Below are 14,472 nucleotides of genomic sequence, written 5' to 3'. Positions count from 1 at the left end.
TAGCCGCGTAGCTGATCACTGAGGTCCGGTGTCCCCGAGGAGGGGACACCGGACCTCAGTGTTTACGCCTCGGACCTCAGTGTTTACGCCTCCACGGCGCCGAGCTGCCCCATCAGCCCGAGCATGTCGTACTGCCACCACCCCTCCGCGATCTTGCCGTCCTGACGGAACTGGTGGATGGTCGTGCCGGTCATGGTGACCTTCATGCCGGTGGGCTGGAGCCCCATGAAGTCGCCGGTGTGCGTCCCCACCCAGGTCCACCGTGTGCACACCCGGTCGCCCTCGGCGATCTGGTCGTTGACGGTGACGTCGAAGTCGAACCCGCTCCGCCACATCTCGGCCTCGCGGCGGACCGCGTCCATGCCGATGACGTCCTGCGCGTTCGTCGGATCGTGGTCGTGGTAGCCCTCCGCGAGGACCTCGTCGAGAGGCGGAAGCTCGCCCTCGGCGGAGATGAGCTCGAAGTACCGGCGGGAGTTGGCCTTGTACAGCTGGATGTCCCGCACGATGTCCAGGTCGGTGAACGTCGGCATCTCGTCACAGAGCGCGACCATCTCCCGGAAGATGCGATCCGTCTCGGGGAGCTGCGAGTTGGTCATCGCCACCTCGTAGGAGGGGAACTCGACGATCTCCACGAGGTGGGCCGAGTCGGAACGGTCCTTGCCGATGACGCTGTGGGTGGCCGTTCGCTTGCCCTTGGTCTGTTCGACCCACTTGTCCATGAGCCGGTTCAGATCGTCGAACCGACTGGTCTTGCAATCGATTATCTGTACGAATGTCATGGCGCCTCCCGGACCGGGTGGGACACCTCCAGTCTAGGTCCGGGGCCCCGGGCCGCCCTATGCGGAGCGCGTCAGGTCCGACGGCCGTACCGGATCCGCGAACGGCTCCCCCCGCCCGTACCGCTCCACCTCCGCCAGCGCCTGGTCCGCCATCCGGTGCAGCTCGTTGCCGAGCGAGCCGGCCACGTGCGGGGTCAGCAGGACGTTCGGGAGCGTCCAGAGCGGGGAGTCCGGCGCGGGGACGTCCGGGTCCGTGACGTCGAGGACCGCGTGGAGGCGGGCCGTGCGGAGGTGGGGGAGGAGGGCGGGCTCGTCGATCAGGGAGCCGCGTGAGGTGTTGATCAGCGTCGTGCCCTCCGGCATCAGCGCGAGCTGCCGCGCGCCGATCATCCGGTACGTGGCGGGGAGTTGGGGGGCGTGCACGGAGACGATCGTGCTGCGGGCGCACAGCTCGTCGAGGCCCACCGTCTCCACGCCGAGCGCGTGGGCCTCGCCGGCCGTCACGTACGGGTCGTACAGCAGCACCTCGAAGTCGAAGGGGCGCAGCAGTTCGACGACCCGGCGGCCGATCCGGGAGGCGCCGACGATGCCGACCGTGCGCCGGTAGTTGCCCCAGCCCGCCGACTCGGCCGTCCACACGCCGTCGGTGCGGACCTCGCCGTACCGCAGGGCCGAGGGGAGGATCCGCTTCCCGGCGAAGAGGATCGCGGCGAGCGTGTACTCGGCGACGGGCAGCGCGTTGGCCGCCGCGGCGGAGGTGACGGCGAGGCCGCGCTCCCAACAGGCCTCCGTGATGTGGTGCTTCACCGAGCCGGCCGCGTGGACGACGGCCCGAAGGCGCGGGGCGCGGTCCAGGACGTCGGCGGTCAGCGCTGGCGCGCCCCAGCAGGTGAGGAGGAGTTCGGCCTCCGCGAGGGCCTCGGCGACGAGGGGGGTGGGGGCGTTCAGGTCGTGGGCGACGAGGTGCGGGTCGGTACGGGTGAGGGCGGCCAGGCCCGTCCGGTGGGCGTCGGTGAGCAGGCGCTCGGCGACGCCCGGGCCCATGGCCAGGAGGAGGGACGGGCGATTGTCAGTGGCGGGGTGCATGGTGGACATCGTGGGTCGCGGGCTCCTCACTTGACGCTGCCGGCGGCCAGACCGGCCTTCCAGTGGCGCTGGAGGGAGACGAAGGCGACGACGAGGGGGACGACGGCGAGCAGGGACCCGGTGACGACGAGGGGGTAGAAGTCGGGTTCCGCGTGGGCGTTGCTGTTCCACGCGTACAGACCGAGGCTCAGCGGGAAGAGCTTCTGGTCCGAGAGCATCACCAGGGGGAGGAAGAAGTTGTTCCAGATCGCGGTGAACTGGAAGAGGAAGACGGTCACGAAGCCCGGCATGATCATGCGCAGACCGATCGACCAGAAGGTGCGCAGCTCTCCGGCGCCGTCGATACGGGCGGCCTCCAGGGCCTCGTCGGGGATGTAGCCGGCGCTGAAGACCCGCGAGAGGTAGACCCCGAACGGGTTGACCAGGACGGGGATCAGCACGGCCGCGTACGTGTTGACGATGCCCACCTCGCTGGCGAGGAGGTACATGGGCAGGGCGAGCGCCGTGGTGGGGACGAGCACGCCCAGGAGGACGATGCCGAAGAGCTTCTCCTTGCCCCGGAAGTGGTACTTGTCGAAGGCGTACCCCGCGGCGACGCTGACCAGCGAGCAGGCGAGGGCGCCAAGGCCTGCGTAGAGGAGGCTGTTGGCGTACCAGTGGAAGTAGACGCCGTCGTTGTACGCGGCGAGCCGGGAGAGGTTCCCGCCGAGGTCGAATCCCTCGAAGGAGAAGGCGTTGCCGGCCAGCAGACCGCCCGCGTCCTTGGTGGCGGCGGTCAGCAGCCAGGCGAGCGGGAAGAGCATGTAGACGACGGCGAGGACGAGCGCGCCGTTGACGGCGGTCTTCGAGAGCCAGACGTTCGTGGGGCGGGAGGTGGGGCGGGAGGTGGGGCGGGACGAGGGGCGGGACGTGGGGCGGGACCGGGGGCTGCTCATGCGCGCTTCCCCTTCCGGCGGCCGGTGAGCCGGGTGACGGCGAAGGAGAGCAGTGCCGCCGTCAGTGCGAGCAGGACGGAGGCCGCCGCGGCGAGGCCGTAGTCGTTGCGGTCGAAGGCCGCGGTGTACGCGTACATGTTGGGTGTCCAGGTGGAGGTGACGGCGGAGCCCGTGCCCTTGTTGAGGATCAGCGGCTCGGTGAAGAGCTGGAGCGAGCCGATGACGGTGAAGAGGCCGACCATCACGAGCGAGGCGCGGATCAGTGGGACCTTGATGCTGAACGCGACGCGCCAGGAGCCGGCGCCGTCGACGGTGGCCGCCTCCAGGACCGAGCGGTCGATGGCCTGAAGGGCCGCGTAGAAGATCACCATGTTGTAGCCGAGCCACTCCCACAGCGCGATGTTCACCACGGAGGGGAGCGCGCCCTCGGGCGAGAAGAAGTTGAAGCCGACGCCGCCCGCCTCCATCACCTGCACGACCGGGCTGAGTTGGGGCGTATAGAGGTAGACCCAGATCAGCGCGGCGATGATGCCGGGAACGGCGTGCGGCAGGAAGAGCGCGAGCTGGAAGAAGCGGCGGGCACGGGCGAGCGCCGAGTCGAGCAGCAGCGCGAGGCCGAGGGCCCCGGCGAGCAGCAGCGGAATGTAGAACAGGCAGTATCCGAGCAGCACGCCGAAGCCCTCGCGGAAGGCCCGGTCACCCAGCGCCGCGGTGTAGTTGTCGAGTCCCGTGAAGACGGACTCGGTGCCGCCGAAGCCCAGTCCGGACTGTTTCTCGGTGAAGAGGCTGAGCCAGACCGCGTAACCGATCGGCACCACCATCACCGCGGTGAACAGGGCGAAGAAGGGGGTCAGCAGGAACGCTGCGGCGCGGGTGCGGGCGTTCATCCGGTCAGCCCTCGACCTTCAGACCGCGCTTGGTCAGCTCGGCGACGGTCGCGTCGTGCCCGGTCCTGATCGCGTCGGTGATCGTCGGACCGCCCTTGGTGATCTTGCCGAACTGGTCCTTGATGGCGGTGTTGGTGGTGCCGGTGGTCGGGCCCCACGCCCAGTTCTGGTTGATGGAGGCACCGGCCTCCTCGAACAGGGCGTAGATGTCCTGGCCGCCGTAGTAGCTCGCGTCGAAGGCCGCCTTGGCGACCGGGCGCAGGGCGCTCGCGGCGGGGAAGGCGCTGGAGGTGCCGGAGGCGATACGGGCCTTGACGCCGGCCTCGGTGGTGGACATCCACTCGGCGAACTCGACGGCCGCCGCCTTCTTCCTGCTGTCCTTGGTCACGGCGAAGGACGTGCCGCCGAGCATTCCGCTCGCAGCCCTGCCGTCCCAGCTCGGCATGGGCGCGACCGCCCACTTGCCGTTCTGCTCGGGCAGCGTGCCCTTGAGGACGCCCGCGCCCCAGGACGCGCCGAGGTAGCCGATGGTCGTGCCGTTCTTGAGCGAGCCCGTCCACTCGGGGCTGAACGAGGCGTTCTTGTGGACGAGGTCGGCGTCGACGAGGCCCTGCCAGTAGGCGGCGACCTTGGTGGTGGCCGGGTCCGTGGTGTTGATCTTCCAGGTGTCGTTCTCGGCCTTGAACCACTGGGCGCCGGCCTGCCAGGCCATCGCCTCGAAGGTGGTCGGGTCGTCGGGGAAGAAGGTGGCGATCCGGGCCTTGGCGTCGGCCTTCCTCACCTTCTCGGCCGCGGCCCCGAACTCGTCCCAGGTGCGGGGGACTTCGACCTGGTACTTCGCGAAGAGGTCCTTGCGGTAGAAGAAGGCCTGCGGGGCGGCGTCGAAGGGCACGGCCCAGGTCTTGCCGCCGAGGGTGGTGAGCTCGACGCTCTGCGGCAGCAGCTTGCCCCGGTCCTGCTCGGTGAACTCGCCGCCGATGTCCTGCAGGGCGCCGGAGCTGACGAACTCGGGGAGCGAGGAGTACTCGATGGAGACCAGGTCGGGCGCGTTGCCCGCCTTCACGGCGTTGGAGATCTTGGCGTAGCCGCCGGCGGTGCCGGAGGGGATCTCCTCGAACGTCACCTGGATGTCGGTGTGGGAGGCGTTGAACGCGTCCACCACATCCTTGGAGCCCTTGGCCCAGCCCCAGAAGGTGATGGTCACGGGCCCCTTCGATGACGTTTCGGCACTGTCACCGCCCCCGCCGCAGGCCGTGAGGACGGCGAGGGCGGTGGCGGTGCCGGCTATGGCACGGGATGTTCTGTTCCAAGTACGGCTCACGGCACGGCTCCTGGGACGGCGGCACGGGGGGTGTGGCCGTGATCCTGTGACCGTTCATGACCGAAGTCAAGAGCGAAAGATTGATTGATCGAAAAAAGATCAGATCGATCAGGCGGGGCGGGCTCCTTCGGGCGCCCCGCACGAGGCCCGCACCCGCAGCCGCGGCAGCAGGCTCAGATGGCGGCGGGCAGGCTCCTCGTCCGGAGCCTCCTGGATCTCCGTCAGCCGCTCCACCAGCAACTCCGTGGCGTGGCGCCCCACCTGGCGCTTCGGCGGGGCGACCGCCGTCAGCGGGGTGTCGGCGAGCGCGGCGACCTCGTCGTCGTACGCGATCAGGGCCAGGTCCTCCGGCACCTTCACGCCCAGCTCCGCCAGGCGCTGCACGATCTCGATCGCATCCACGTCGTTGTGGACCAGGGCCGCGCTCGCCCGGTCCGAGCTCACCGCCTCGTACAGCGCCCGCACGGCACGCTCGAACCCCTCCGGATTCTGGTCGGCCGGTACGGAGTCGATCACCGGTCCGGGCGCCGTCAGGCCCAGCGTGACCAGCGCCTCCGCGTACCCGGCGCGCACCGCGAGCGCGGTCGGGCTGTCGGCCCGGGCCACGAGCAGTGGGGTGGCGTGGCCGAGGCCGAGCAGGTGGCGCAGGGCGAGCAGGACGCCGTGGCCGTGGTCGGAGACCACCCGGTCGAGGGCGTCGAGCGGGCTGCCGGGGTCGGCCCTGCGCTCCAGGAGCACGGCGGGTACGGGGAGTTCGGCCAGCCAGTTCCCGTACGCGGGCCGGTCCTCGGGCCCCCGCCAGCCGGGCGCGACGAGCACGCCCTCGGCGCCGGCCGCGAGCAGGCCCTCGGTGCGCGCGCGGTCCTCCTCGGGGCGGTAGTCCGAGATCCGCAGGATCAGCCGGGCCCCCGCCCGCGCCGCCGCCTCGTGCGCACCCCGGATGACCTCGGCGAAGTAGTACGTGGCGGAGGGCGCGAGCAGCCCTAGGACCAGGCCCTCGCCCGAGCGCATGGCGCCTGCGCCGAGGCCCGGGGCCGCCTGCCGCTCCGGCCAGGAGACCTGCCCGTGCACCCGGTCGAGCAGGCCCTTGGCGGCCAGCGCCTCGACGTCGCGGCGGGCGGTCACCGGGGAGACGCCGAGCCGGTCGGCCAGTTCGGCGACGCGGGCGGTGCCGCGCTCGCGCACCAGGGCCAGCAGTCGGTCGTGTCGTTCGGCGGCACTCTCGCGCACGGTGCATCCCCTCGCGGTCTGTGGGTCCGGCGGGACGTCGGACCCAGGATCGGAGCCTACGTCAGAATGATCGAACGGCGGGAGTTTCGATCATTCGCTCCGATGTCATTGACGTTCGATCGAAGCCTGTTCATGATTCCGGGGGACGACGACGTCCGCCTCAGGGAGCATCATGCCCACGCCGCCCGAGAACCGTGAGCTCAGTCCGTTCACCGGCTGGACCCGCGCCCACTGGGAGGACGCCGCCGACCGACTCCTCCTCGCCGTACGGCCGTACGCCTCACCCCGCCACGGACGCCTCGACCTCCCCGGCCCCCGCCCCGGCTGGTCCGGCGTCCGCTCCGACGGCCTCGAAGGCCATGCCCGTACGTTCCTGCTCGCCGCCCTCCGCGTCGCGGGCGCGGCGGGCGCAGACCCCCACGGTCACCTGGCCTTCTACGCCGAGGGCCTCGCCGCCGGGACCGCGGGTGGCGACGGCCCCGACGCCTGGCCGCTCCTCACCGACGTACGCCAGGCCGTCGTCGAATCCGCCTCCGTCGCCCTCGCGCTCCGGCTGACCCGCCCCTGGCTCTGGGGCACCCTCGACGACCGCACCCGGCAGCGCACCGTCGACTGGCTGCTGCCCGCCCTCGAACCCTCCCCGGTCGACAACAACTGGTGGCTCTTCGGCCTCACCGTCGCCGGCTTCCTCCAGGACGCCGGTATCGAGCCGGACCGCGCGGCCGCCACGATCCACCGCTCTCTCGAACGCCTGGAGAAGTGGTACCTCGGCGACGGCTGGTACAGCGACGGCGACAACCGCGCCTTCGACCACTACAACGCCTGGGCCCTGCACTTCTACCCCGTCCTGCACGCCCACCTCTCCGGCGACCAGGACCTCCTCGCCCGCTACGGCCCCCGGCTGCGCGCCCACCTCGACGACTACGTCCACCTCTTCGACGCCAACGGCGCCCCGCTCCCGTACGGCCGGTCCCTCACCTACCGCTTCGCCGCGGCCTCCGCCCCCTGGCTCGGCGCCCTCACCGGACACACCCCGCTCACCCCGGGAGCCACCCGCCGCCTCGCCTCCGGCACGCTCCGGTACTTCCTCGACCGGGGCGCGTGCGACGAGCGCGGGCTGCTCACGCTCGGCTGGCACGGCCCGTACGCGCCGGTCGTCCAGAGCTACTCGGGACCCGCCTCGCCGTACTGGGCGTCCAAGGGCTTCCTCGGCCTCCTCCTGCCCGCCGGCCACCCGGCCTGGACCGACCCCGAGGAACCCCTCCCCGCCGAGCGCGCCGACACCGTGCGCCCCGTAGCCCCGGCCGCGCTGCTCATCCAGACCACCGCCGCCGACGGACTCGTACGCCTCCACAACCACGGCAGCAACCACGTGGCCAGTGACCCGGCCGGCGAGGACGACTCCGGCTACGCCCGCTACGCGTACTCCACCCGCACCGGCCCCACGGCCCCGCCCGACCACCCCGACAACCACTTCGCCCTGGTCGTCGACGGCCGCGTCACCCGGCGCGGCCCGGCGACCCCGGCCGGCACGGGCCCCGGCTGGGCCGCCTCCCTCCACACCCCGCTCCCCGGGATCCGGGTCCTCTCCGCGACCCTGGCCCACGGCCGCGCCGAGGTCCGCGCCCACCTCGTCCTCGGCGCCCCTGAAGGGACACCCGTACGCCAGACGGGCTGGGCCACCACGCCGGACGGACCGACCGCCCAGCTCCACGCCGTCCACGGCTACCCGCGAGCCGCCGGGACCGTCGAACTCGCCACGGGGGAAACCCTTCAGGGAGCGGCGAACCGCATGCTCGCCCTCCACGGCACCACGAACGGACCGGTCACCCTCTTCGTCGCCCTCGCCTCCCTCACGGCCGAACCGGCCCCAGCCCCCGTCACCACCCTCGCGACCGTCCAGGTCACCGACCACACGATCCACGTGACCTGGCAGAACGGCACCACGGCCCGACTCGACCTCGAAGCCCTCGACCTCGAAGCCCTCGACCTGGCGGACCTGTGAGCAACCGCGGACCAGCCACGGCCGCCGCCCGCTACTTCGGTCCGTACTTGCGGCCCGCCTTGGAGGACACCCCGCCGAGCAGGCCGCGAGGCGCCAGCTTCACCACACCCATCAGCGCCTTGTAGCGGGGGTCGGGGACGGACAGCGTCTTTCCGCGCGCCAGATCGCTCAGCGCCGCGGCCACCAGCTTGTCCGCGTCGAGCCACAGCCAGCCAGGGATGTTGTCCGTCCCCATCCCGGCGCGCTCGTGGAACTCCGTCCGTACGAAGCCGGGGCACAGCGCCATGAGCCGTACCCCGCTGCCCGCCAGGTCCCGCGCCGCGCCCTGCGTGAACTGCACCACCCACGCCTTCGACGCCCCGTACGTGCCCCGCGGGACGAACGCCGCCACCGAGGCCACGTTCACGACACCGCCCCGGCCCCGCGCGCGCATGGACTCCGCCGCCGCCGACGTCAGCCGGAGCACCGCCTCGCAGTGCACCGTCAGCATCTTCAACTCGTCGGCCATGGACACTTCCAGGAACCGGCCCTTGTTGCCGAACCCGGCGTTGTTCACCAGCAGGTCCACCGGCTGCTTCGGGTCCGAGAGCCGGGCCTCCACGGCCGCGATGCCCTTCTCCTCGGCCAGGTCCGCGGCCAGCACCTCGGCCTCGATGCCGTGCCGGTCGTGCAGTTCGGTCGCCTGCTCCCGCAGCCGCTTCACATCGCGGGCCACGAGCACGACATCGTGTCCGTCCGCCGCCAGCTTCCGCGCGAACGCGGCCCCGATCCCCGCCGTCGCGCCCGTAATCAGTGCAGTCGTCATACGCGGCACGTTAGTGCCCCGTGCGGCCGCACCGGCGATCAGGAGCCGAGCAGCTGCGGCAACGGCGCCCGACGGAGCCGATCTCAAAGCGGCGGCGGGCTATTCGCGGAAAGACCCAAGCCTCGCTTATGCTCGACGGCATGATCGAGGCCCGCCATCTCCGCGTCCTGCGCGCCGTCGCCGCGACCGGCTCCTTCTCCGCCGCCGCGCGCGAACTCGGCTGCACCCAGCCCGCGGTGAGCCAGCAGATGAAGGCGCTGGAGTCCTCCGCCGGAACGCCCCTGCTGATCCGGACCGGCCGCGAGATGCGGCTGACGCAGGCGGGCGAGGCCCTGGTCCGGCACGCCTCGGGCATCCTCGCGGGCCTCACCGCCGCCGAGGAGGAGGTGGCCGCGATCGCGGGGCTGCGCGCCGGCCGCGTCCGGCTCGTCTCCTTCCCCAGCGGCAGCTCGACGCTGGTCCCCACGGCCCTCGCCGCCCTGCGCGCCGCCCACCCGGGCACGCGGGTCTCGCTGGTGGAGGCGGAGCCTCCGCGCTCGATCGAGATGCTGCGGGAGGGCGACTGCGACGTGGCCCTGGCCTTCCGATATGGCGCGGGGCAGGCGGAGTGGGACGACCTGATCGTCCGGCCGCTGCTCGCCGACCGGCTGGTGGGCCTCGTGCCCGAGGGGCACCGCCTCGCCGACGCGGAGGCGGTGGGCATCGCCGAACTGGCCGACGAGTCCTGGATCGCGGGCTGCCCGCGCTGCCGGCGCCAGTTGGTGGACGTGTGCGAGGAGGCGGGGTTCACCCCGCGCATCGACTTCGCGACCGACGACTACCCGGCGGTGGTCGGGCTCGTCGGCGCCGGCCTGGGCGTTGCGGTCCTGCCGCAGCTCGCCATCGAGTCCGTACGTCCCAAGGGGGCGCGGACGGTGGTCGTGGAACCGGCCGTGGAGCGCGAGATCGTGGCCCTGACGCTGCCGGACCTGGCTCAGGTTCCGGCGGTCGCGGCGACCTTGGACGAACTGACCCGGGCGGCCGGGCGGGCGGCCACGCGCGCGTAGCGTCCACGAGCGGCAAGGCGGGCGGCCGGGCGCGCGTGGCGCCCACGGGCGGCCGGGCGGGCGTTCATGCGCGGGCGCAGGCGGACCCTTCCGCGCCGCACGCCCCCGGGCCGCGTGCGGCGCGGCCCCGTGGGGCCGGGTGGGAGGCGGTCCCGGCCCCCTTCCCCTCACGGGCAGAAACGTTCCTTCATGCCTTCGGGAGTCCGGACCTTCAGGCGCGCCCCACGCCTGCCGAACCCGATGCCGATGCCGATGCCGATGCCGACGCCGATGCGGGGGCCGAAGCCGTGATCAGGCGATTGCGGGCTCGTCCCATGAGTTCTTCGCGTTCGTCCTCGGTGAGGCCGCCCCACACGCCGTAGGGCTCGCGTACCGCGAGTGCGTGTGCCGCACACTCCGCGCGTACCGGGCACCGCATGCAGACCTCTTTCGCCGAGTTCTCACGCGCACTCCGTGCCGCGCCGCGCTCTCCCTCGGGGTGGAAGAACAGGGAACTGTCGACTCCGCGGCAGGCCGCGAGCAGCTGCCAGTCCCACAGATCGGCGTTGGGTCCGGGAAGGCGGGAGAAATCTGCCATTGCGCTTGTCCCCTTGAAACCGTGTCGAACGGATTGGTTGGGCGGGTTGATGGCTGATGAACCGGGGGCCCTTCACCCCCCGTGCGTCGCGCGTACCCGCTCTCGCGGGTCCGACCCGACGCTACAACTACTGTCTAAGTAGATGTAAATATGACTCATTGCGAATCTAGCCACAGACACCGCAAAAAGGGAAGAAATCCCGCTAAATGGGGCATAGCTTCCAGGCAACGGACGGATGACCTGCGGCGCTCTCCTCCGCGCACGGCTCCTCACGTAGAGTGCCGAAGGCGGCCGTCCGACCCGTAACTCTTTCGAGTGACCGTCGTTGAGAGTGCGGAGGCGGTTGAAGGAACAAGCGCTCGGGCAGGTGTCCGAGAGCGTCAACCGCACAGGTGACGATACGTACCAGCCCTGGAGGCTCAAGGTGACGCGCATCAGCTGCGGAGGGCGACCATGACATCCGTCCTCGTCTGCGACGACTCCCCGCTTGCCCGAGAGGCGCTTCGCCGCGCGGTCGCGACCGTGCCCGGCGTGGAGCGCGTGACCACCGCGGCCAACGGCGAGGAAGTCCTCCGCCGCTGGGGCGCGGACCGCTCGGACCTGATTCTGATGGACGTACGCATGCCCGGTCTGGGCGGCGTGGAGACCGTCCGCCGGCTGCTCTCCGCGGACCCCGGCGCCCGCATCATCATGCTCACCGTCGCCGAGGACCTGGACGGTGTCGCCCTTGCGGTCGCCGCCGGTGCCCGTGGCTATCTGCACAAGGACGCCTCGCGCGCCGAGCTGCGGGCCACGGTCACCCAGGCCCTCGCCGACCCGACGTGGCGGCTCGCCCCGCGCCGGCTGCGGTCGGCCGAGATGGGCGCGGCGCCGACACTGACGGCGCGTGAGATCCAGGTCCTCGAAGGTATGAGCCACGGCCGGTCCAACGCGGAGATCGGGCGCGAGCTCTTCCTCTCCGAGGACACGGTGAAGACGCACGCGCGGCGGCTGTTCAAGAAGCTGGGCGCATCCGACCGGGCGCACGCCGTCGCCCTCGGCTTCCGCTGGGGCCTGGTCCGCTAGGCCGCCGACGCCTGGTCCGTCGGCGCCCGTTCCGCTGGGGCCCGGTCCGCCGGGGCCTGGTCCGCCAGGCGGCGCCGACCGGCCGCATCCCCGTCCGCCGAGCCCGTCCGCCGAGCGCGGACGGGGTGGCAGCTCGGGCCCGTCACCGCGGTGCCCCGGGTCCCGCGGCGGCGGCCGGCCCGGGTCTCCGATGCGGCGGCTTGTGTCACTTCCGCGCGGGATGCCGCATCCTTGAGGTGTGGAGTTCCTCGGGGACGAGTCGATCGAGCGGAAGGGGAGGGCGCAGGGGATGAGTTCCGGCGCACCTGCTCATAACGCTTCGGTGCACAACTATGGACGCGGTGCTACGGATCCTCAGGCGTCAAGGCACCATGGAGCGATGCGCGACGACGAGACCATGGGGTCACCCATGCCCGTAGGGCCAGGGGAGATCGGTGCGCTCGTCCACCGTGCCGTCGAGGGCGACGAGCAGGCCACGCACGACCTTCTGGCGCGCGTGCACCCCCTCGCCCTGCGCTACTGCCGCACGCGACTGAACCGGCTGCCCGGTGATGCTCGCCACTTCGTCGAGGACCTCGCACAGGAGGTCTGCGTCGCCGTCCTGATGGCGCTGCCGCGCTACAAGGACACGGGCAGGCCCTTCGAGGCCTTCGTCTTCGCCATCGCCGGCCACAAGGTCGCCGATCTTCAGCGGGCCGCGATGCGGCACCCGGGGTCGACGGCCGTGCCGTCCGACGAGATGCCCGAGCGGCCCGACGACTCACTCGGCCCCGAGGAACGCGCGCTGCTCAGCGACGATGCCGAATGGGCCAAGAGGCTGCTCGCCAACCTTCCGGAGAACCAGCGGGAGCTGCTGGTGCTGCGGGTGGCGGTCGGCCTCACGGCCGAGGAGACCGGCCAGATGCTCGGGATGTCCCCGGGGGCGGTACGGGTCGCGCAGCACCGCGCGCTCAGCCGGCTGCGGGCACTGGCCGAGCAGTAAGGGTCGAAGAGGGCGGGTGGCCCTCACGTACACGTAGGAACGTCCAAAGCTGCTCTCTGATCTTGATCGTGGAATGAGACACCGTCGAGGCCCGTTAGCATGGACATCCGCACCGATCAAGGCCATTTGGGGAAGGTGTCATGACTGCCAACGTCGACGGAGTGCCCGAGAAATTCGCGACACTCGGGCTGACCTACGACGACGTGCTGCTGCTGCCGGGCGCGTCGGAAGTGCTGCCGAACGCGGTCGACACCTCGTCCCGTATCTCGCGCAACGTCCGGGTGAACATCCCCCTGCTCTCCGCCGCGATGGACAAGGTCACCGAGTCCCGCATGGCCATCGCCATGGCGCGGCAGGGCGGCGTGGGCGTGCTGCACCGCAACCTGTCCATCGAGGACCAGGTCAACCAGGTCGACCTCGTGAAGCGCTCCGAGTCCGGCATGGTCACCGACCCGATCACCGTGAACCCGGACGCCACGCTCGCCGAGGCGGACGCGCTGTGCGCCAAGTTCCGGATCAGCGGTGTCCCGGTCACGGACGGCTCGGGCAAGCTGCTCGGCATCGTCACCAACCGCGACATGGCCTTCGAGTCCGACCGCAGCCGTCAGGTCCGCGAGGTCATGACGCCGATGCCGCTCGTGACCGGCACGGTCGGCATCAGTGGTGTGGACGCCATGGAGCTGCTGCGCCGCCATAAGATCGAGAAGCTGCCTCTCGTCGACGAAGCCGGTGTGCTCAAGGGGCTCATCACCGTCAAGGACTTCGTGAAGGCCGAGCAGTACCCGCACGCGGCCAAGGACGCCGAGGGCCGGCTGATCGTCGGTGCCGCGGTGGGCGCCAGCCCGGAGGCCCTGGAGCGCGCCCAGGCGCTGGCCGGCGCCGGCGTGGACTTCCTGGTCGTGGACACCTCCCACGGCCACAACAGCAACGCCCTGAGCTGGATGGCGAAGATCAAGTCCAGCGTGAACGTCGACGTCATCGGCGGCAACGTGGCGACCCGTGACGGCGCCCAGGCCCTCATCGACGCCGGTGTCGACGGCGTCAAGGTCGGCGTCGGGCCCGGCTCGATCTGCACCACGCGGGTGGTCGCCGGTATCGGTGTTCCGCAGGTCACCGCCATCTACGAGGCGGCGCTCGCGGCCCGCGCGGCCGGGGTCCCGGTCATCGGCGACGGCGGCCTGCAGTACTCGGGCGACATCGGCAAGGCGCTCGCCGCCGGTGCCAGCACGGTGATGCTGGGCAGCCTGCTCGCGGGCTGCGAGGAGTCGCCCGGCGAGCTCCAGTTCATCAACGGCAAGCAGTTCAAGTCGTACCGCGGCATGGGCTCGCTCGGCGCCATGCAGTCCCGCGGCCAGGGCCGGTCGTACTCGAAGGACCGCTACTTCCAGGCGGAGGTCGCCTCCGACGACAAGCTCGTGCCCGAGGGCATCGAGGGGCAGGTGCCCTACCGCGGCCCGCTCGCCAACGTGCTGCACCAGCTCGTCGGCGGTCTGCGCCAGACCATGGGCTATGTGGGCGCCGCCACCATCGACGAGATGGAGTCCAAGGGCCGCTTCGTCCGGATCACCTCCGCGGGCCTCAAGGAGAGCCACCCGCACGACATCCAGATGACGGTCGAGGCGCCGAACTACAGCAGGAAGTAGCGCGGCCCGACGCGTGGGGGGGGGGGGGGGGGGGGGGGGGGGGGGGGGGGGGGGGGGGGGGGGGGGGGGGGGGGGGGGGGGGGGGGGGGGGGGGGGGGGGGGGGGGGG

The 14,472-nt window shown here is 71.5% G+C and carries 13 protein-coding genes; 5 read left to right on the top strand and 8 right to left on the bottom strand.

Going from position 1 to position 14,472, the window contains the following annotated elements:
- Positions 1-83: 83 nt before the first annotated feature.
- The 6 genes from ACZ4VI_RS03705 to ACZ4VI_RS03680 all read right to left on the bottom strand — a co-directional run bounded on the left by ACZ4VI_RS03705 (position 84) and on the right by ACZ4VI_RS03680 (position 6,241).
- Complete coding sequence (locus tag ACZ4VI_RS03705; RefSeq protein WP_467996324.1) at positions 84-782, bottom strand: ester cyclase; 699 nt, start codon at positions 780-782, stop codon at positions 84-86.
- Positions 783-839: 57 nt separating this feature from the next.
- The gene (locus ACZ4VI_RS03700; protein WP_467996322.1) at positions 840-1,868 is read right to left on the bottom strand and encodes a hydroxyacid dehydrogenase; all 1,029 of its coding nucleotides are present in this window, start codon (positions 1,866-1,868) and stop codon (positions 840-842) included.
- A 26-nt stretch (positions 1,869-1,894) separates the two neighbouring features.
- The gene (locus ACZ4VI_RS03695) at positions 1,895-2,803 is read right to left on the bottom strand and encodes a carbohydrate ABC transporter permease (protein WP_467996320.1); all 909 of its coding nucleotides are present in this window, start codon (positions 2,801-2,803) and stop codon (positions 1,895-1,897) included.
- A complete protein-coding gene (locus ACZ4VI_RS03690) occupies positions 2,800-3,690 on the bottom strand; it encodes a carbohydrate ABC transporter permease (RefSeq protein ID WP_467996318.1) in 891 nt (296 codons plus the stop codon). The genes ACZ4VI_RS03695 and ACZ4VI_RS03690 overlap by 4 nt, the downstream gene beginning before the upstream one ends.
- Before the next feature lie 4 nt (positions 3,691-3,694).
- Positions 3,695-5,011: an ABC transporter substrate-binding protein gene (locus ACZ4VI_RS03685; RefSeq protein ID WP_467996316.1), complete on the bottom strand. Its 1,317-nt coding sequence runs from the start codon at positions 5,009-5,011 to the stop codon at positions 3,695-3,697.
- 108 nt (positions 5,012-5,119) lie between these two features.
- Positions 5,120-6,241, bottom strand: coding sequence for a LacI family DNA-binding transcriptional regulator (locus ACZ4VI_RS03680; RefSeq protein WP_467996314.1), 1,122 nt, complete (start codon positions 6,239-6,241; stop codon positions 5,120-5,122).
- Between the two features lie 172 nt (positions 6,242-6,413).
- Between ACZ4VI_RS03680 and ACZ4VI_RS03675 the strand changes: the two genes are divergently transcribed.
- Positions 6,414-8,246 carry a DUF2264 domain-containing protein gene (locus tag ACZ4VI_RS03675; protein WP_467996312.1) on the top strand — a complete coding sequence of 611 codons (1,833 nt, stop codon included), beginning with the start codon at positions 6,414-6,416 and terminating at the stop codon, positions 8,244-8,246.
- 31 nt (positions 8,247-8,277) lie between these two features.
- Here ACZ4VI_RS03675 and ACZ4VI_RS03670 read toward each other — a convergent pair whose 3' ends face one another.
- Positions 8,278-9,051, bottom strand: a complete 774-nt coding sequence (locus ACZ4VI_RS03670) for an SDR family NAD(P)-dependent oxidoreductase (protein WP_467996310.1) — start codon at positions 9,049-9,051, stop codon at positions 8,278-8,280.
- 140 nt (positions 9,052-9,191) lie between these two features.
- Here ACZ4VI_RS03670 and ACZ4VI_RS03665 point away from each other — a divergent pair, with 140 nt between their 5' ends.
- Positions 9,192-10,097, top strand: a complete 906-nt coding sequence (locus ACZ4VI_RS03665) for a LysR family transcriptional regulator (protein WP_467996308.1) — start codon at positions 9,192-9,194, stop codon at positions 10,095-10,097.
- 211 nt (positions 10,098-10,308) lie between these two features.
- Here the strand turns inward: ACZ4VI_RS03665 and ACZ4VI_RS03660 are convergent, their stop codons facing one another.
- Positions 10,309-10,674 (bottom strand): WhiB family transcriptional regulator, encoded by a 366-nt coding sequence (locus ACZ4VI_RS03660; RefSeq protein WP_467996306.1) that lies wholly within the window; start codon positions 10,672-10,674, stop codon positions 10,309-10,311.
- A 453-nt stretch (positions 10,675-11,127) separates the two neighbouring features.
- On the opposite strand from ACZ4VI_RS03660, the gene ACZ4VI_RS03655 reads away from it, so the two are divergent.
- The 3 genes from ACZ4VI_RS03655 to guaB all read left to right on the top strand — a co-directional run bounded on the left by ACZ4VI_RS03655 (position 11,128) and on the right by guaB (position 14,364).
- Positions 11,128-11,739 (top strand): response regulator transcription factor, encoded by a 612-nt coding sequence (locus tag ACZ4VI_RS03655; RefSeq protein WP_003948568.1) that lies wholly within the window; start codon positions 11,128-11,130, stop codon positions 11,737-11,739.
- Between the two features lie 379 nt (positions 11,740-12,118).
- Positions 12,119-12,721 (top strand): sigma-70 family RNA polymerase sigma factor, encoded by a 603-nt coding sequence (locus ACZ4VI_RS03650; protein ID WP_467467759.1) that lies wholly within the window; start codon positions 12,119-12,121, stop codon positions 12,719-12,721.
- Positions 12,722-12,861: 140 nt separating this feature from the next.
- Positions 12,862-14,364, top strand: coding sequence for an IMP dehydrogenase (guaB, locus tag ACZ4VI_RS03645; RefSeq protein WP_467996304.1), 1,503 nt, complete (start codon positions 12,862-12,864; stop codon positions 14,362-14,364).
- Positions 14,365-14,472 lie beyond the last annotated feature (108 nt).

This window comes from Streptomyces sp. NPDC029169 (assembly GCF_055563935.1).
This window is presented reverse-complemented; position numbering and strand designations above follow the sequence as displayed.